The organism is Bordetella genomosp. 11 (assembly GCF_002261215.1).
In the GTDB taxonomy this organism is placed as follows: domain Bacteria; phylum Pseudomonadota; class Gammaproteobacteria; order Burkholderiales; family Burkholderiaceae_B; genus Bordetella_C.
In genome coordinates, this window is sequence record NZ_NEVS01000001.1 from 658,634 (window position 1) to 676,942 (window position 18,309).

Consider the following 18,309-nt stretch of genomic DNA (forward strand, 5'->3'; position numbering starts at 1 on the left):
ATGGGCGCGATTCACGTATCGGACGCCGGCACGCGGGACCCCGACGAACTGCTTGCCCTGTCGTCTTCCTTTTAATCATCGGAGATCAACATGCCCCTGAATCCCACCTTATCCCTGACCGGCACCGTGGCCAATATGCTCGTGATGCCCGCCGCGCAGCCTGTTGCGATAAACCGGGACGGGTATATCGAAGACAATCTCGACGGGCTGTTCACCACGCTCGTAAGCCCCGAATACGCCCGCCATCGTGGGGAGTACATGGAGCGGCTCAGGTTGATCTATGCGGAGGATTCCGGCCGGCTTCTGTTCGACAGGCTCACCGCGCTCGGCGACCGGCACCGCGTTTACCCGGTGCTGGATTTCGTCCTCCCCCCGGATACCGATGCCGGCCCCGCCGAGGCCGCGCCAGCATCGCCGCCGCGTCCTGCCTCGCCGGCCGTACAGCTGGACAACGGCCGTTGCCTATGGGATCCCTTGTGCCTTCCCCTGGATCCGCGCAGTACGGACTATCCCGCCCAATACAGGAAGGTGGAGGATGGCCTGATCGAGCTCTGCCACCAACTGATGGCCATTAACTCCCAACACGTCTTCGCCTCCGATGCCGCGCGCACGGCGCCTCCCCCTCCCGCGGGGTCGGGATCTACGATACCCGTCGATCCGGTGTCCGCCTCGAATGGCCGCAGGCAGGCCCTGAACGCGGCACGTCCTTATCATCTGCCGGTCTGGAAGGGGGAAACGACGTCCGTGCGCCTGCGCGACGATCTCTCCATACGCGTCAGCAAAGAACTGGGTCTTCGACAGGACGAGGTCCTGAACGTTTTGCGCGAAATCGGCCGGCACATGGCCGGTCGGCTCGTTCTCGACGATCTTGCGGTGTGCGCCAGAAAAGGCGGCACCCTGATCGTCGCGGAAGGCAAGGGGAAGTCCGGCTTGACCACCACCCGCAAGGGCGAAGTGGTATGGCTGTTCGACGAAGGCGATCTGTCGCGCCGCTGCATACAGCGCGGCCTTTCCGAGTCGGGCAAGCCGCTCTATTCGGCCTTCGTCGACCTGATCGCGGCACGGGACACGCTGGGCAAGAAGCTCGGCCTGGATTCCTACTGGATAGCGCGCAATTGGTTGAGCCGCCGCGTCGCGAGCGAAGAGTTCTGCCACAGCATCCAAGGCAGCCACGCCATTGAAGGCCAGTCCAGCCCGGAACACCCGCAGGATCCGGTCCACGCCATTGCCGCGCCGCCGTCTCGTATCGCTTCGCGGAACGACGCTGCAAGCACTGCCGCGGTAGGCCCGCGCGCCACGCAGGCGCCGGCCGAGGACGCCGCGTCGCAAGCCGCGCAACCGCGCCAGCGCCTGGGGCGGGGGATAGTGCAGGGGATGGCGAGCATGTGGCGCTCGGTACAGACGCGCATGGGCGTGGGGAACGCGTCCCGGCAGCCCATGGACGGCTCGCGGCCGTACGATGCGCTGGTTGCCTTCGTTCCCGACTATTCGGTTCCCAACGAATACACCCCGGCCTCGCGCCGATAAGCGCGGCGGCCCTTGCCGCAAATAAAAAAGCCAGGTTCGCGATGAACCTGGCTTTTTTGCAGCAAGTGCCCCGGCAAGGCCGGGGCCAGCGGATAGGACTTGCTTAGAAGTCCATGCCGCCCATGCCACCCATGCCACCCATGCCGCCGGGCATGCCACCCGGGGCAGCGGGCTTGTCTTCGACCAGCTCGACCACGGCGGCCTCGGCCGTCAGCAGCAGGCTGGCGACGGACGCGGCGTTCTGCAGCGCGGTGCGGGTCACCTTGGTCGGATCCAGCACGCCTTGCTCGACCAGGTCGGCGTACTCGCCGGTCGCGGCGTTGTAGCCGTAGTTGCCCTTGCCGCTCAGCACGGTGTTCACGACCACGCTGGCTTCTTCGCCGGCGTTGGTGACGATCGTGCGCAGCGGCTCTTCGACGGCGCGCAGGATCAGCTTGATACCGGCGTTCTGGTCAGGCGTGTCGCCCTTCAGGTTGGCAATGGCTTGCTTGGCGCGCAGCAGGGCCACGCCACCACCAGCCACCACGCCTTCTTCCACCGCGGCACGCGTGGCGTGCAGGGCGTCTTCGACGCGGGCCTTCTTTTCCTTCATTTCGACTTCCGTCGCGGCACCGACCTTGATGACCGCCACGCCGCCGGCCAGCTTGGCCACGCGCTCTTGCAGCTTTTCACGGTCGTAGTCCGAGGTGGCTTCCTCGATCTGGACGCGGATCTGCTTGACGCGCGCTTCGATCGACTTGCCGTCGCCAGCGCCGTCGATGATGGTGGTGTTTTCCTTGCCCACTTCGATGCGCTTGGCCTGGCCCAGATCCTGCAGCGTGGCCTTTTCCAGCGACATGCCGGTTTCTTCGGAGATCACCACGCCGCCCGTCAGGATGGCGATGTCTTCCAGCATGGCCTTGCGGCGGTCGCCGAAGCCAGGCGCCTTGACGGCGGTGGTCTTCAGGATGCCACGGATGTTGTTCACAACCAGGGTGGCCAGCGCTTCGCCTTCGACGTCTTCGGCGATGATCAGCAGCGGACGGCTCGACTTGGCGACTTGCTCCAGCACGGGCAGCAGGTCACGGATGTTGCTGATCTTCTTGTCGAAGATCAGAACGAAGGGGTCTTCCAACGCGGCGACTTGCTTGTCCGGGTTGTTGATGAAGTAGGGCGACAGGTAGCCGCGGTCGAACTGCATACCTTCGACCACGTCCAGTTCGTTGTCCAGCGACTTGCCGTCTTCGACGGTGATGACGCCTTCCTTGCCGACCTTGTCCATCGCGTCGGCGATGATCTGGCCGATCGAGGCATCGCTGTTGGCCGAGATCGAGCCGACCTGGGCGATTTCCTTGCTGGTCGTGACGGGCTTGCTCAGCTTCTTCAGCTCTTCGACGGCGGCGGTAACGGCCTTGTCGATGCCGCGCTTCAGGTCGATGGGGTTGAAGCCGGCGGCCACGTACTTCAGGCCTTCCTGGACGATGGCCTGGGCCAGCACGGTCGCGGTGGTGGTACCGTCACCGGCGTTGTCGGAGGTCTTGGACGCAACGTCCTTGACCAGCTGGGCGCCGATGTTCTCGAACTTGTCCTTCAGTTCGATTTCCTTGGCGACGGACACGCCGTCCTTGGTCACCGTCGGGGCGCCGAAGGAGCGCTCCAGCACGACGTTGCGGCCTTTGGGGCCCAGGGTGGTCTTGACAGCGTTGGCGAGGACATTCACGCCACGCACGATGCGCACACGGGCGTCATCGGCAAACAGGACTTGCTTGGCAGCCATAGTGTTTCCTTACTGGAATTCGGTATCGGGATGGGGAATTACTGGATCACGGCGAGGATTTCTTCCTCGCGGATGACGAGCAGCTCTTCGCCATCGACCTTCACGGTCTGGCCGGAATACTTGCCGAAGAGCACCTTGTCGCCAGCCTTCAGGTCAACCGGCAGAACCTTGCCGTCTTCCGTGCGCTTGCCGGGACCAACGGCGATGACTTCGCCTTGATCAGGTTTTTCGGCCGCGCTTTCGGGGATGACGATACCCGAGGCGGTTTTGCGCTCGTTGTCCAGACGCTTGATGATCACGCGATCATTCAGAGGACGCAGGGCCATGAAGAACTCCTGTAGTTCGGTACGATAGGGGATTGTCTCTAGGGGCCGCCGGGGTGTTAGCACTCATCGGCGGCGAGTGCTAATTATAGGGGCGGTTCCGAAGGGTTCAAGAGGGGGCGGCGCGGCTGTTACAACTCTGTCGGGTTGGGGTTCACGGCGAGGTGTCGAATGTCACTCAACTTGGAATTTATGTCATTCAAGTTGGAATTCTAGGTGTCCCCAATTTTAGGTGCCGGACATGCTTGGCGAAGTTTGAGGGCAAGAACCATTCGACCGGCGTTCGGCAGGAGATCCGTGCCACGTGACGGATGATCTCAAGGCGCCATCACTCCCCGTCATGGAAACGCGGACGACCGCTATCGACCCGTTGCCGCCATCCCACAAGAAAGCGGCCGACGGCCGGTTTCGGATCAGTATCGGACGGACCTTACTGCCCCGGGACCCTGTGGCAGTTCCTGTATTTCCTCCCACTCCCGCACGGACAGAGCGCATTCCGGTGCACCTTGGGGAAAACGACCGGCGCAGCTGCGGTGACTTGGAGTTGGCCGATCATGACGCCGGGGCTGTTCGATCGCCCGTCCACTATGTCCAGCATCGGCAACTCGTTTTCGACGATGTCGCTCTCATAGCCGGCGACTGCGGCCAGCGGCGACTGGAAATCAAGCATCCCTGTGTTAAGGCGTTTACCCACCGTGCCGCCGGAACGGTGCCAGCTCGATATATCTGCGACGATTGCGGCGGCCTTTGCGCAGATCGCGGTATGAGAAGCCCGTCTTTCAAGCAGCGCGCGCAGTTCCCGTTCGTCGGCCCCCGTCATTGCGCTGAATGCACCGATTGCCTGAATCATCGTCGGATTACTGGGTGCTGGGTCTCTGCTGCGTTCGCAATGGACCGTAAATTTTTCTTGTGGGACGGGATGGTTGATGAAGTTGATGAAGTCTTGGAAGTTCGAGATCAAAGCGTTGGTGATGAAACCGTCCACAGTGTATCCGGTGATCATCACCGTCAGCTTTCGGTTGCGAACATCTATCGAGAGCACATCCGGATCTGACCTGAATTTCTCCGTCGCAATCTCAGCAAAGTGTTCGATGGCCTCGCGGAATCGCGCGTCTTTCCTCGATGCGGCCTGCAGGGCCTCCATTAGCCAGGTCGACATCTTGAATCCATTGATGAATGCTAGGCCGGTGTAGCAGTAAAGTGCAGAGGCATCGTCACAAAGAAGATGTCCTGCCTTGCCCGACGCTTCTGTCACGATGTCGCCGGTCCAGCCTGTAAGGCGCCGATCGCTGACTTGAATGATTTGATCCGCGTTGGCGGCTACGAGAGCAAAGGTCATAGTGGCGTGCAGAGGTTCTATCGGAAAGATCGATCTAGCGCGAAGACTTGAATCGGGCAAGTCTCTGGCGGAAAATAACATGACACAATCCGACGGCCGGATGTTGCGCTTGTACTGTCGGCTGGAGCCGGTCAATGATAGGCGCGGGGTAACAACGAAAGGATGGAATCTCGTGGAATCTTGCGCACATGACAATCTGGGGCTTTCCCTTGACCGGTGGCAGGAATGCCACTGGCATCTGCACCAAATGGAAGGCCATTACCATCAGCCGGACGGATTCCGCTATTCCCTGAATTCGTTCATTCGTGCCGTTAAGGAAGTACCCCTGAAACTGCACAACGATTTGCAGCGCCATCCTGAAGTGAGGGCAAAAATCAAGCCGCTCCAAGAGGCGGTTTCCGGGAACGGTCTGTTCCAGAAGCTTGGGAAACAGCGCGATTTTATCGTTCACCACGGATCGCTGAACCCGCACAGCCGCGGCCAGATCGGCACGACCGAGGGCGCGAAAATCAAATTCACTTTTCCCTTCGCCGTGCATCCGTGGGAATCGTCCGATGAAGCATATGAGCGGTACAAGGCACTCTGCAAGACAAATGCCTTGATGCGCGGTTTTGGGCCGGATTGCGATTCCGCCCCGGCGATCTGGCGCACCTGGATGATCCCGGAGTTTCCGGACAGAGATTTGCTCGATGTCGCGTTTGAGGCCTGGACGCTTCTCGGAGAATTGCTCTCCGGCGCCGTTGAAGCTTTCGGCGGGGAGAAGCTCGATCTCACCATGCCGTGCCGACACGATCCTAGCCTCATTCGGATCAAGCGATACAGCCAGCGACAATTCTTCCTCGATGTGGATGGGATCGACCTGGAAGAGGAAGAACGTAAATGGCGCGAACGTAAGGCTCAGTGACAGAAGGAGAAGCTATGGACCGAGAGACCCTTCTTGATCACCTGACCGCAGCGCTTCGCACCATCACTACGCCGCGGTTCTACCAGAACGAGCACGGATTTCAGGGTGAGTTGCTGGTCCAGCTGAAACAGGCCATCCCGGCAGATTTCCTGCCGGACGAAGCCATCATCGAACAGGAACACCAGAAAAAGCTAAAAGTGCATGGTCTAAGAATCCGGCCAGACATCATCGTTCACGAGCCGTACGACGAGCACCACCATGGCTCACGCAGGGACGGGAATCACGCCGTCATCGAGATCAAGCGGGCGGCGTCTCAAAAAGACGCGATCGACGACTTCGCGAGCCTGATCAGCATGATCGAGATTCTGGACTATCCCCTTGCGATCTTTATCAACATCGCGTCCGATTGCACACGGGCCGATCTCATTCCGGCGGAATGGCGGGACCGGATCGTGTGTTTCGCCGTCAATCTGCAAAACGGCGAGGCGCATGTGATCCGGTCAGACGTTGGCTAATGCTTGTTTTGTTATCTAGCCCTTTGCTTTCCCGTATAAGGGGAACGGTCGAAGGAATTGAATACAGCTTCATCGGTTGGTTGACGATACGCTCGGGGCATTATTCGTAGGCGACGCACTGCTCGTCCTAGCCGGACTCGTACTGACGATGAGCACGGGGAAGACATCTCGTTAGTCGGGCCCCCAACCGAACGGCCGCAGTCTGGCATTGAAGCGACGCCTTGGCTTCGCGTCTCGTTAAAAACGAATGTCCCAAACTGGCCGGCAGGCGACCGCTCGCCGGCCAGGATGCATCAAACCTCAGTTTGCTCGGCGATCTCAAGAGCATCGTCGACCTCGATGCCGAGATAGCGGACTGCGCTTTCCAGCTTCGTATGCCCGAGCAGCTGTACGCTCCAAGATTCTTCGTCCGACGGTAGATCAGCGAGGCTTTTGTACGGCGCATAGTGTGGGTGCCATATGCGGTATCGTCGAGACCAATCGATGCGATCCAGCGATCCACAATCCGGGCGTACTGCCGAGTCGACAGATGCGGCGACGCATGCAATCGGCTGAGAAATAGAACGTCCGCCGCCTTTAGGGCTCGCACTTCAATCCATGCTTCAAGGCTATCACGGGTTTGCTCCGTGATCTCGAATTGAACTGGACGCTGTGTCTTTTGTTGCATGACGGTGGCTCTCACGGCCACATGGCTTCCGTGACGGAAGTCCTGCACCTGCAATCGCGTGAGATCGCAAGCTCGAAGCTTGCTATCGATTGCGAGATTGAACATCGCGAGTTCGCGGATGTTCGATGCCATCTGGAGTCTCGTTCGGATTGCCAAAATTTCTCGCAGCTTTAGCGGCGGCTTCTGCCCGGTTAGTTTGCCCTTGTTCCATGGCACACGACGGTCAACTTCGGCATTCTCGGATTCCATGACAATCTCCTTTCGAGTAAAGGGAGATTCAGTGTGCGCCTACGGAGGGGCGCTATCCGACCCGTTTTGGTCGTTCTTGGATCGGTCCGCAACGTCGGCTCCCGTATGCATTGAGGACGTTATTTGGATTCCGCGAACTCGAAGTCCTCGTGTGACAGCCCTGCAACGACATAAGATTGTTCGTCGATGATGAAGTCAAATGTGTGTATCAAGGTTCGGCCGAGATCGGGGGGCTCACCATCGCTTTGCAGCGCATCCCTCAATTCGCTTAGCCCCTTCAAGTTATCCGGGTTGTAGAAGAAAACCTTTCGCTTCATCGTGGGAGAGTCATGCATACCTACCGGCAGCGATCCGAATCTCTTTAAAAGAATATCTCCATAGCTGATTTTCTCGCGGCCCGCGCACCACTCGACTATCTTTGAGACTGTCGATTCCTTCAAGCGAGCCGGCCGCGGATCGCCGCCATCCTTCGTTATCTCAACCTCAACGCCTCGGCCATACACGACATACTTTCCGATCTGAATCGCGGGGTCGAAGTAGCGAAGAAGCTCCACCGGCCCCAACTGCATGTGCGCACACATGTCGTGAACGGCGCAATAGAACTTGAACAAACTGTCTGACCCATACGGCATCGCCGACGGATAGCACGCAGATGTTATTTGGTCGCTATGAAGACAATCCTCGAACGGCTGCCCATTGTGATAAATCACGCCATGCCCCAGAACGCAGACATAGTTCGGCCAAAGAGACGGAGGCGTATTGGACTCCCACTCCCTCAGGTTGTCGATAAGCGAATCAAGAGAATTCTTGCCCAAGGCATACGCAAAGACGACCCCGAATGGCTTCGGTCGCTCGCGGGTCATCACCCAAGAGTTTCCCAGCGACTGTGAAACGTTGCCCGTCGGGGCCATCGCCTTGAAGTGCTTCACCTTTTCCAGTGCGTCGATGAACTCAGCCTTAGACAACGCAGACTTGACCTCGATAATTCCGTAGACGCAGTCGATCGGGTAGACCTGAGTACTCTCGTCGTATATCAACGCCAGGCCATTGAACTTGTCATACACGATGAGATCGCACTGCCGGGACGTATCGCGCGCACGACCTACGATCTCACCAGCGCCAAGCCCGTATTTAGGCGGCAACCGTCCTTCACTCAAAAACTTCTTCAGAATATTTTCGCGCACCGTTCCGCGAGACCCGTTGTGCTCGATTTCTGCTGCCGCTTCGAAATCGAGGCGCATTTTCTCACCGATCTTCTGGAATAGATTCTTCGTGTTCATGTGTCAGTGAGGGTTCAATGGAGATCCGTGCTGCATCGTCCGCTACGCATCGAATCGAAGCAACTCCAATGTCAGCCCTATCGATCTGCGGGCGGCACGGCGGGTCTGCTGGCTTGGCCGTCGTCGCGTCATCGGCGGAAGCCTGCAAGTAGTCAGGATCGGCCCCAGTCCACGCCTTTTTCACTTCCTCTCCGACGGCATTGACCTCGGCTTCGGTCAGGTCGCTAAAGTTGTGCATTTCGGAACCTGCGCGCATCAGCAGGTCAGCAGCAATGAGCAGCAGCATGCCCAATACCGGCTCTTCAGGTGGCACGCAATACGCGAGTTCAGTCAATCGCCCGCGGCCCGCGTGACGGGCCATGAGGCTTGTAACGCTCGTGTGCACCATCGAGCAGAGGATGCGGTATTGCACGTAGGCGTCGCCGAGCTTAGCAAGCTTTAGCCGCTCTTCGAGGTACATCTTGCCTACGCCTGCCTCGCGCAGTTCCTTGCGCACAGGCTCGTCCCGGTCTCTCTTCTCGCGCAGAAACTCGGACATGTGCGGCGGCACGTTTTCAAGGCCCATAGCGTCGTCGTAGAGCGCCACATTGCTGCGCGCGTCGTCGTAGTGCAGTTGGCTCAGGTAGTTCCGGTCCTTCGCCAGATTCACGAGGTCCGCCACACCTTCGAGCATCGAACGTATCGGGCCGGCCGCGTGAGTCCCAAGCCCGTTGTCGATAAGGCACATCGCCGAACGGAACTGTTCGAAGATCGTCAGCGTCAGGCACGCACACATTCGCGCTTCGCCTGAGTCCGATACGTTCGCCCGTCTTAAGAGGTCCTCGAAGCCGGCGAGGATCGTCAGCGCCGCGGCGCGCTTGGATGCTATGTCGGTCATGCGAGTTCTCCGTGGGTTGGCCGGGATATTGTAGTGCGCGGGGCGTGGTCCAGAGTCGGTCCCACTGTTTCTACGCAACCACTTGGCTAATTGCTGTGATTAGCCAAGTGGCTGTCGCCGGGAGCTACCTGGGTGGCCGATTTCGAGGCCACATCGGCCATTGCTTCACTGGATCGAATGTCCCATTTTGGCCGGAACCGGGCATTCGGATCATGGACGTCTAGCGACTTTGAGGAACTACACCCCCCGGGCATGAGCGCATCAAAACGCTTCTAAATCGCGGACGCGGGACACGTAAGTTCAACGAGAGGTTTTTGTGTTGAATCCATTCGCCGACTCCAACATCGACGGCCACTGTGTGTCGTCGCCAGGACCAAACGGCTATAGGCCAATAATCTTCACGCAGCCGCTGAGGTCCCATCTCGGCGGTCCATGTCCGTAGATTTACAACCAGTGTTGAGAGCGCCAGGTTGCTGGCACATTTACTCGCGCTCCAATGCAATAGCCGGGCGCGGTGGCGCCGACTGTTTAGGGGATGTGGGGAGCTCCCCGTGATGGCTGGCAGGAACAAACATAGCGAGTGCACAAGGTCATCGCTGCCGGTGCGACGTAGAGCACCATTGGTGAGAACTCATCAAAACTCCAAAAGTGATCATCGAAATTCAAGTTTCGACGAAGCGGCAATGGAAAGGGAAAAACTAGTAGAAGAAATTTTTTTCCCTGCTCGTTGCTAGAGGGATATAGTCGTGAGCAATCCGCGGCAATCTCGGTCAACTGGGCACTGCCGCAGCATGGGGACGAGCATGCTTCAGACATTCGGAATGCGGCTTGAAAGGCTTCGCGCAGCAAGAGGGCTGCGTTCGAAGCAGCTTGCAGCGCTAGTCGGCTTGGACCCCTCATACATAACGCAACTAGAGAGAGGCCGGCGGGATCCCCCGCGCCGCGTGCTTATCGACAAGCTCGCCAAAGCCTTGGGGCTGGAGGCGCATGAGGCCGCGCAACTCGGCCGCGCCGCTGCGAACGAACGCCTGCTCCGTGCCATTTCGAGCATTGATGTCCGCGCACCGGCTATGGAAGTGGCGGAAGAGCTCATTCGCTACGAGGACGTGTTCGACGAAACAGGTTATCTCGCTTTGCGGGCGTTCCTTCGCGCGTATGTGATCAGCCGTGGCGAGGAAAAGAAAATTGATCACGGCCGTCAATTTCCGGAGCCGTCGCGTCCGGCGGAACAGGAGACCACCATGTAGAAAAAACAACGCCGATCAACCCGAAGGCTGACCGGCGTCGCCACAGAGGCGGAAACCTCCGTGTAGCGGTACATCAAGTTTCCCTCTCCTGCGCGACCCCCGTCAAGCCCTTTTCGAGGCTAGCAATGCCTAGCTACGGACTCGTGTTTTCTGTCGGAGGCCGAAATGATCTTCACACCAGGCCGGAAGGTAGTCACAAGGTCACCCCATCGGCGCGTGGGTTACGTTAGCTGCCCGTGGTTCCAAGGCGCTCAAATCCAGTACGAAAGCCTGCTTGAGTTGAGTTTCGTACGGATCGCAATGCTGTGCCCGACCGTGCGCTCGATAGAGTCGCAACCTTTCAAGCTGGAACTGGGGAACGGAGCCTTCTACACCCCTGACTTCCTTCTCGAATGTGATCAAGCCCAGCGAGTCGTCGTCGAGGTGAAGCCGATGGCCTTCGTATCGAAGCATCGCCAGAAACTGTTGGCTGCGAAGCATGTGCTCGAACGCCATGGTTTCGACTTTCACCTCGCTACGGACGAAGAGATCCACCTTGATGACCGCCATGATCGCGCGGCCGTCATGCTCAGGTACGCGCGGTCATCGGAAAGTGAGGCGCTCGTGCGGTCTAGCCGCGAGTCGCTAGACCGACTGCGCTTTCCTATATCGGCCCAACGGCTAAGCGGGAGCCTAGGTGTGGAGGTCCACGACATAAGAGGTCTTATTGGTCGCCGAGCACTCTTCCTCTTGCCGAGCCTGCATGAGGACAACGTCTTCGACCATCAGACTTACCGGGAGAGCGAATATGGGCGTCTATCGTCTAGCGCGTGGCTTCGTTGTGCAGATTGGTGAGAGGCGGTTCGCCTTCCACCGGGATTTGGACTCGAGGACTGTGCAGTTCGAGGATATCGACACTGGGGCATACCGCACCATGAGCCGAGCGGACCTCGTGACGCAAGTAATGGACGGCAAGATCGCAGTCATCGGGTGCCAACTTCAGGATTCAGATTGGATCACCGACACGGACGCTTCGTTGGGGGCAGCTGCGGTTATAGACCGATTGGATGAGAAACGACAGAAGGAATGGGAGCGAAGACACGAGTACGTGTTGGCAATGCGCCGTCGTGGCGTATCTCGCGCGCATCGCACGCGGATCGGACAGTGTCTGCCCGAGATAGCCGCCCAGCTCGGAGATGACTGTCCCCCTTCATCGTCAACTGTCATCCGTTGGCTCACGCGCTACGAGAAGTCCGGGGGCAATCCTGTATCCCTGGTTCCGCAGACTGTCGTGCGCAAGGCAAGGCCCCGAGCGCCGGCACACGCCATAGCTCTAGCTTGGAAGTTACTTCAGCGCTTTTATTTCGTCCGTCAGGGCGAAAGCGTCAAAGCGGTGTTCACTCGATACACACGTGAACAGCAGTCCGGCCCTGACAGGAAAGGTGCGGACGGTGCCAGCTCACAGTTAAGCCTGAGTTCCTTCTATCGGCTGGCCGGTTCGGTATCTGGGTATGAGAGAGATCGTGCCCGTATTGGTCCCTCTGCGGCAAACGCTAAATGGCGACATGCAATTGGCGGAATCTACGCGAAGCGCCCGTTAGAGCGTGTGGAAATGGACCATACGGAGCTGGATCTGTACGTGATTGATGACATCCGTGGGTTGCCTATCGGCCGCCCCGTCGTAACTGTCCTAATTGACTCCTTCACGAGGTACATCCTCTCCATCTACTTGAGCTTTGAGGGAGAAACGCTTGGGCGACTGTCCAGGTCTATACGTTTGGCGTTGCGGCCGAAGGACGACCTGACGCAGCAGATCCCTACGGAGCAAGAATGGCTGACCCCGGGGCTCTGGGAATGCCTCGTTGTCGACAATGGCTTGGCGTTCCAGTCTCCCCAGCTACGGAAGATCGCATTGGCTCTAGGATGTGAACTGGAGTACTGCCCTGTCCGCAAGCCTTGGTTCAAACCGACCGTAGAGCGCGTCATTGGCGAAATGACTCGCGTCCTACCGATGCGTGGCAGGCCGGAAAAAATGCGTGGGATCGTCAATCCAAGAGATCCGGTGAAGGACGCATGCGTGATGTTCTCCGACCTTTGCCGCTGTTTAACAAAGTGGGTGGTCGACGTCTACCCAATGTCCATCAGCGAGAGAACACTGGAGCGTCCGTTTGACCGTCTACAGACTGGCATGAGAGATATGCCTGCGCCAGCTGTCGTCACAGGAATTTCGAGCTTAGAAATTATTACTGGGTTGTCCAAAGAGGTGGCGGTGCGGCACTCTGGTGTCGAGCTGATGTACCTACCGTACAGGAGCGCTGAACTGGCGGAACTTGCCCGGAAGCAACGATCACCGAGCTTTAGAACGACCATCAAGTACGACCCCAATGATCTCGGAAGAATATGGGTGCAGGATCCGACGGACCGGTCATGGATAGATGTGCCCTGCATGTATCAGGACTACGCTACAGGCCTCACGAGGCGGCAGCACCAGATGATTCGCGGCCAGACCAAGGCGAAGCTCAGGGGTGATGGCGCTTATGACGAGCTGATGCGCGCGCAGGGGCAATTGCAGGATATGTTCGATGGCGCGCTCAATCGGGGGAAGGGCCTCATCAAGCGCAGGAAAAGCCAGGCGATCTTCCAGGGGCTAACTTCCGTTTCTCTAGCAGGAAAAGACGAGCCCGCTGTGCCGATGCTGGCAGAGCAGGTGGTTACCCAGGAGGATCTACAAGCTCCAACTAAAGAAATTCCGACCTTCCAGCCAGTACATCTAAGCGATCAAGAATTCTGGGAGGTACGTAAATGAGGTTCACCGAATCGGCTTTGCAAGCGGGCCGGGCGCTCGAATCGATAATTGTCCCGCATACCAACTTCGAGTCGGTGGCAGACTATCTCACCAGTGCGGTCCAGATTGGAACCGAAACTGGGATTTTCTCAGGTGTGAGGGTCTCCGCCCCAAGCGGCGCCGGCAAGTCATCACTGCTGAAATATGTCGCACTGCGTCTACGCCAGCACTATGGCGAAGACGGCACGATCGCAATGATTACTGCCAGTTTGAAAGAGAACCCCTCGGTATCGCAGATTCAGGGTGAGCTTCTGGCCAACTTCAACTATCCGCTTACCGGCGTCTCGCGTCTAGGGACTAATAATGATGTGAACATCGTCCTCGTCCGCGCCATTGAGCATCACCGGGTCAAACTGGTCGCACTGGATGAATTTCAGCATGTGTTCTTGACGGGAGGTCCGAAGGTGGCGACGACCGTTATCGATTGGCTTAAGCGATTGATGAACCTTACCAAGGTGCCGGTCACCCTAGTGGGAACCGAAGCGATCGACCGGCTCACGGACGTGGACCCGCAGCTAACCAGCCGCATCCCGACGGTAGTGCGGCTGACCTCTTTCCAACTTGATGAGCAGTGGAAGGGCTTCCTTCGGGCCTTGGCGCAATCCTGCGTTGAGGTCGACTTGACCGAGGTCCATTCCCAGCATGCCGTGGCAATGTTCCGTGCGACCAAAGGTTCCCCTCGACTTGCCAAAGGACTGCTGATCTACGCCGTTGCGATTGCGCTCACCAGTGGGGCTGGCGCGGTGTCGATTGAAGTGCTTCGGGAGGCATATCGAATGCAAATCGGGCCAACCGCGGATCGGGATAATCCTTTTGTTATTTCTTGATCCGACATACGGGCGCCCAATGCCAGAGGCGGACGGCATCCGCGACGACGAGTCCGGCAACGGATACGCGTTAAGAATGGCTGAGCGCAATGGGTTGCCGTTTGGCGCACTCGCGGACCTGGTCGCTTCAGCGGGGCATCGTTATATCCCCGCCGAGGCGGCGAAGTACGTAGGCTACCTGTTCGGTGCGCGCCCCCAAGATGTTCACCGGGCGATCCCGCAACGAATTCGTAGGCAGGGCGCCACAGCGCTTGCCTTCATGGGGTGTGCCCTGAAGCGTCCCTACCTTGTGCGCTACACCCGGCCGCAGGTTTGTGCGCTGTGCTTAAGAGACATTGGCTACGCGAGGGCCTATTGGGACCTGGCATTGGCTACGGCATGCACGGACCATCGATGTTGCCTTATTGAGCGATGCCCAAATTGTTCAAGGGCACTTTCATGGCGTCGCCCGGGCTTGCGCCTTTGCTGGTGCGGGGCAGATCTCGCGGATTGCCCGAGTGATCTCGTAGGCGGCGCAGAATTGGCGTTCAACCTCTGCCTGCGAGAAAAGCTATCCGGTAGGCCTTCACTCTCAATGTTCGACGCCCTGTCGCTGGATACAAGCATGCGGCTAATCCGTTCCATAGGCATCTGCGATCTGATGCCGGGTCGACGACCCGTGCCAGGTAAGGTCACACGCGCTCTTTCTACCGAATCCGCACGCGCTGTCGTGCAAATAGGGATGGTGCGATGGATGTCCTGTTTGCGCGGAACGAAATTGAAGACTGACGAGATTTGGGACATTCAAGGGCTGTTGCGTGACGCCGAGAGCGCAGAGCAGTCCTACCTAACGCAGGCGATGGCGGTAGGTCCAGACGAAAATCTAGCAGGCCCTACATCCAACCATTGCCAACTTCTTTTTCCACTTAGATGAGGCGACGAGTGTCTGAACCAGGCCTTCTCTATCACGTCCTCGACCCTAACATCGATGAGGCGCCCACTTCTTGGATCATGCGCATCGCTGGTTCGCACGGCGTCAGCGTGCGCGAGCTTCTGGGCAGGATGAATATTCGGCGCGAAAGGGATCTCGACGTTGCCTTCCGTTCGCGGACCGTTGAACGCCTTGCTAAGGGCGTGACGCTGCCCCGGCAGCGGTTGTCAAATATCTCTCAGTTCTTTCAGCTCTTTCGCCGCGACAGGTGGGCATCAGCATGGCTTCGGAATACCGAGGACGGCAAAGGAGCTGTCGGCTATTGCCCGCAATGCTTAGCCGTTGATGAGTGTCCATATTGGCGGGCTGTGTGGCGCTTCAAATACTGGGTGGTATGCCCCGCGCATGGTCGGCGCATACTTGATGAGTGTCCGCATTGTTCTGCTCAGGTGACTATGCACGCTTATTTACAGCGTGTTCAAAGATCGACATGGCAACCCCTCTGCACGGTTTGCATGAAATGCGGCTCGAGCCTCATTCAAGCCGCTAAACAACCTTCGTGGGCGTCACCACTTGTCGGGGATTTGGTAAGCCTACAGATGGCTGTAACCTCGTCGCTGCTTCACGGAGGCTTGCACGTTGCTGGAATCGGCCGCCAAGTGCCGTTATGCTTTTTGCCCGGGATGCTGATGGCGGGGGTCTCATACGGGACCGAGTCGCAGGTTCGTCTTGATCCCAGGTTGGTTGACGACTTGCTGTCGGCAATGAGACACGCGGTTAGAACTGGAGCGGAGGGCATCTATCCGAGGAGACGCCAGTCAATAAGTGCACGCGACGGACCTGTGTGGATGGGGAGCGCCGCGACGTTAGCAGAGTTGGCACTGTATGCGCGCTTTATTAGTCCAAGCGAGTTGGCCTTTGCAGGCGTGGCGGTTGGCCGAGGGCTGAGCGAGGGCGAAGCTGACCCACTTCGCACTTTCAGTCTTTCTACATTGGCAGCTACGATGATCACCGTGGCTCGATCTGGCGGGAGAACGTCTTGAAGAAACTTGTGGGAAGCGAGGTAGTCAAATGAATGATCGAGAATCTTCGGAGTCTAAGGCGGTGGAGAACACGCGAATCCGATGCGACGCTGTGGAGTATCGGAAGGGCTTCATAGAAGTGCTGGACAACATTCACCAAGGGCTCGTGAACGTTGAAACGTGGCAGGTGGGCGTGCAGGTGGACATTTCGGCTATGTCCGTGGACGCGTCGGATTGGCAGGAGCATCACATTCAGAGCAATACGGAGCTTGAGCTGACACCTGTGCAGGCTCGGTTAGTCGCTAATCGCCTTTTGGCCGCCGCTGACGCGGCAGAGTCGTGCAGTGAGGCGTCTGTCTCCCCAAAATGATGCTGGAGGAGTCGTGCCGCCTTATCGGCGTGCATGGGCTGCATACTGGAAAGGCGGGGCGCGATCGGTTGGGCGACGGTGAGTCGTAGAAGCGGTTTGTTAGTCTCACCTCTCGCCATGATCGATTGCAAGCGCCTCCGCGGGGCCCGCACGAAGGGGCGTTGCGACGGCCGCGATCGGCCAGAAGCGGCCTTTCGACCTCGAATGACAATGCGACCTCATCGCGGCTGCGTAACTCCCGAATGTGCTTTCCGTCCAGGAAATTGACATGAACCCGTTACTTGCTGGCGGATGCCTGTGTGGCGCTGTCCAATACTCGGTAAAAGACGAATTCGTCTATGCGTTGAACTGCCACTGCTCGAATTGCCGCCGCTCTACTGGCTCGGCATTCAAACCCTTCGCGGGAATAGAGCGCAACAAATTGCGTATAACACGGGGCGACGAGGACGTATCAATTTTCGGCGATGAGCATGCCTCACACGACCTGCACTGCAGGAAATGTGGAAGCCTTCTTTTTTCAGTAGTCCGGAGCGGCGAATACGTTCACGTAACGTTGGGAACGCTAGCCGACACGCCCAGCATTCGTCCCAGTGCCCATATCTTTGTAGGGTCCAAAGCTCCGTGGTATTCCATAACTGACGATCTGCCGCAATACGACGAATTCGAGTAAGTGGCCGCATCGGGTCGGGAGTTGACGTCGCGCGGCTCCCGGCCAACAGGGGCTATTCGCTTTAGAATTATTAACCATGCCGGACCTGATCGCTTCTCTCCTAAAGACGCTACCGCAAGGCAGCCCTGGCCTCTTTAACCCTTGGAAAGATCGCTGCGTGCACGATGCCCTGCATGACGCGAACAAGCAACGCATTGACCGGTTGAGGCAACACCTGGACTGCAAGGCGAGGATGATCCTGGTCGGTGAGGCACCTGGATATCAGGGGTGCCGATATAGCGGGGTAGCATTCACGAGTGAACGTCTCCTCATGGAAGGCAAGGTCCCTCGGATCCAGGCGCCGGAGGAGCGACTGACGGACAGACACCGTGCATTTTCTGAACCTTCCGCGACGACTGTGTGGCGCGTTTTAATGGAGTTGGGCCTTCAAGATGAGACGATCCTCTGGAATGCAGTGCAACTTCATCCACATCTTCCGGGGGTACCGTGGTCAAACCGCCCACCAACAGCGCATGAGGTCGCGTTGGGTGCTCCTGCACTTCGTCTATTGCGTAAGGCATTTCCCCAGGCAACCATTATTCCTATTGGCAAGAAGGCAGAAAGACTACTGGCGGATAGCGGCATTACTGCAGCGCCGTACGTCCGTCACCCTGCCAATGGGGGGGCCGCAAAGTTTGAAGAGGGACTGCGTGCGGTCGTGTGAGTTCAATAAATGCAGCCTTGCTTCAAATTGGCGCAATGGATCGCCGTCGAGGTCACCGATAGACCCCTTTCGGCCAAGAGCCGCCGCTCAACATGCGAGCTCTGATTGCACAATCCAAAAATGCGAGCGCCCAGGCCGACCTTCCGAACGGCATGCGAACAAGTGTCACGATGATTGCAGCAGTAGTTATACCGTCACGAATGATAGTGGTTGGCAGCAAGAGAAGCAGTCGCTCAGTCCGACATGACGTGTGTTCGAGATATTAAAGCTGCTAGTCGCCATTCTCGAATGACATTTCA

The 18,309-nt window shown here is 58.2% G+C and carries 16 protein-coding genes and 1 pseudogene; 11 read left to right on the forward strand and 6 right to left on the reverse strand.

The features are described 5' to 3' along the window. Positions 1–90 precede the first annotated feature (90 nt). The gene (locus tag CAL28_RS02925) at positions 91–1,527 is read left to right on the forward strand and encodes a hypothetical protein (RefSeq protein WP_094839896.1); all 1,437 of its coding nucleotides are present in this window, start codon (positions 91–93) and stop codon (positions 1,525–1,527) included. Between the two features lie 103 nt (positions 1,528–1,630). Here CAL28_RS02925 and groL read toward each other — a convergent pair whose 3' ends face one another. From groL to CAL28_RS02940, 3 genes are all read right to left on the reverse strand, one after another. Further along, positions 1,631–3,283 (reverse strand): chaperonin GroEL, encoded by a 1,653-nt coding sequence (gene groL, locus CAL28_RS02930; RefSeq protein WP_094839897.1) that lies wholly within the window; start codon positions 3,281–3,283, stop codon positions 1,631–1,633. Positions 3,284–3,321: 38 nt separating this feature from the next. Next, on the reverse strand, positions 3,322–3,609 hold the full coding sequence (locus CAL28_RS02935; RefSeq protein WP_094839898.1) for a co-chaperone GroES: 288 nt from the start codon (positions 3,607–3,609) through the stop codon (positions 3,322–3,324). Positions 3,610–4,036: 427 nt separating this feature from the next. Further along, positions 4,037–4,945, reverse strand: coding sequence for an SEC-C metal-binding domain-containing protein (locus tag CAL28_RS02940; protein WP_176463852.1), 909 nt, complete (start codon positions 4,943–4,945; stop codon positions 4,037–4,039). A 79-nt stretch (positions 4,946–5,024) separates the two neighbouring features. Here CAL28_RS02940 and CAL28_RS02945 point away from each other — a divergent pair, with 79 nt between their 5' ends. Both CAL28_RS02945 and CAL28_RS02950 read left to right on the forward strand, forming a co-directional pair. Further along, on the forward strand, positions 5,025–5,849 hold the full coding sequence (locus tag CAL28_RS02945; RefSeq protein ID WP_141218127.1) for a hypothetical protein: 825 nt from the start codon (positions 5,025–5,027) through the stop codon (positions 5,847–5,849). A 14-nt stretch (positions 5,850–5,863) separates the two neighbouring features. Continuing rightward, a complete protein-coding gene (locus tag CAL28_RS02950) occupies positions 5,864–6,364 on the forward strand; it encodes a hypothetical protein (protein WP_094839901.1) in 501 nt (166 codons plus the stop codon). Positions 6,365–6,657: 293 nt separating this feature from the next. On the opposite strand, the pseudogene CAL28_RS02955 reads toward CAL28_RS02950, so the two are convergent. From CAL28_RS02955 to CAL28_RS02965, 3 genes and pseudogenes are all read right to left on the reverse strand, one after another. Then, positions 6,658–7,280 (reverse strand): annotated as a pseudogene (locus tag CAL28_RS02955) (tyrosine-type recombinase/integrase). A gap of 119 nt (positions 7,281–7,399) precedes the next feature. Then, complete coding sequence (locus CAL28_RS02960; RefSeq protein ID WP_141218128.1) at positions 7,400–8,560, reverse strand: DUF6602 domain-containing protein; 1,161 nt, start codon at positions 8,558–8,560, stop codon at positions 7,400–7,402. Then, positions 8,526–9,437, reverse strand: coding sequence for a DUF5677 domain-containing protein (locus CAL28_RS02965; protein ID WP_176463853.1), 912 nt, complete (start codon positions 9,435–9,437; stop codon positions 8,526–8,528). Before CAL28_RS02965 ends, CAL28_RS02960 begins: the two co-directional genes overlap by 35 nt. An 821-nt stretch (positions 9,438–10,258) precedes the next feature. Here CAL28_RS02965 and CAL28_RS02970 point away from each other — a divergent pair. From CAL28_RS02970 to CAL28_RS30180, 8 genes are all read left to right on the forward strand, one after another. After that, positions 10,259–10,684, forward strand: a complete 426-nt coding sequence (locus CAL28_RS02970; protein WP_254926022.1) for a helix-turn-helix domain-containing protein — start codon at positions 10,259–10,261, stop codon at positions 10,682–10,684. A 300-nt stretch (positions 10,685–10,984) separates the two neighbouring features. Further along, positions 10,985–11,518 carry a Tn7 transposase TnsA N-terminal domain-containing protein gene (locus CAL28_RS30165; protein WP_369597660.1) on the forward strand — a complete coding sequence of 178 codons (534 nt, stop codon included), beginning with the start codon at positions 10,985–10,987 and terminating at the stop codon, positions 11,516–11,518. 109 nt (positions 11,519–11,627) lie between these two features. Further along, positions 11,628–13,469 carry a Mu transposase C-terminal domain-containing protein gene (locus CAL28_RS02980; protein WP_176463855.1) on the forward strand — a complete coding sequence of 614 codons (1,842 nt, stop codon included), beginning with the start codon at positions 11,628–11,630 and terminating at the stop codon, positions 13,467–13,469. Next, positions 13,466–14,335 carry a TniB family NTP-binding protein gene (locus tag CAL28_RS02985; protein WP_094839906.1) on the forward strand — a complete coding sequence of 290 codons (870 nt, stop codon included), beginning with the start codon at positions 13,466–13,468 and terminating at the stop codon, positions 14,333–14,335. The genes CAL28_RS02980 and CAL28_RS02985 overlap by 4 nt, the downstream gene beginning before the upstream one ends. A 19-nt stretch (positions 14,336–14,354) precedes the next feature. Further along, positions 14,355–15,248, forward strand: a complete 894-nt coding sequence (locus CAL28_RS30170) for a TniQ family protein (RefSeq protein ID WP_094839907.1) — start codon at positions 14,355–14,357, stop codon at positions 15,246–15,248. After that, positions 15,245–16,288 (forward strand): TniQ family protein, encoded by a 1,044-nt coding sequence (locus tag CAL28_RS30175; protein WP_094839908.1) that lies wholly within the window; start codon positions 15,245–15,247, stop codon positions 16,286–16,288. The genes CAL28_RS30170 and CAL28_RS30175 overlap by 4 nt, the downstream gene beginning before the upstream one ends. A gap of 617 nt (positions 16,289–16,905) precedes the next feature. Next, the gene (locus CAL28_RS03005) at positions 16,906–17,307 is read left to right on the forward strand and encodes a GFA family protein (RefSeq protein ID WP_094839910.1); all 402 of its coding nucleotides are present in this window, start codon (positions 16,906–16,908) and stop codon (positions 17,305–17,307) included. A gap of 310 nt (positions 17,308–17,617) precedes the next feature. Next, positions 17,618–18,010, forward strand: coding sequence for a uracil-DNA glycosylase (locus tag CAL28_RS30180; RefSeq protein ID WP_369597661.1), 393 nt, complete (start codon positions 17,618–17,620; stop codon positions 18,008–18,010). The last annotated feature ends 299 nt before the right edge of the window (positions 18,011–18,309 follow it).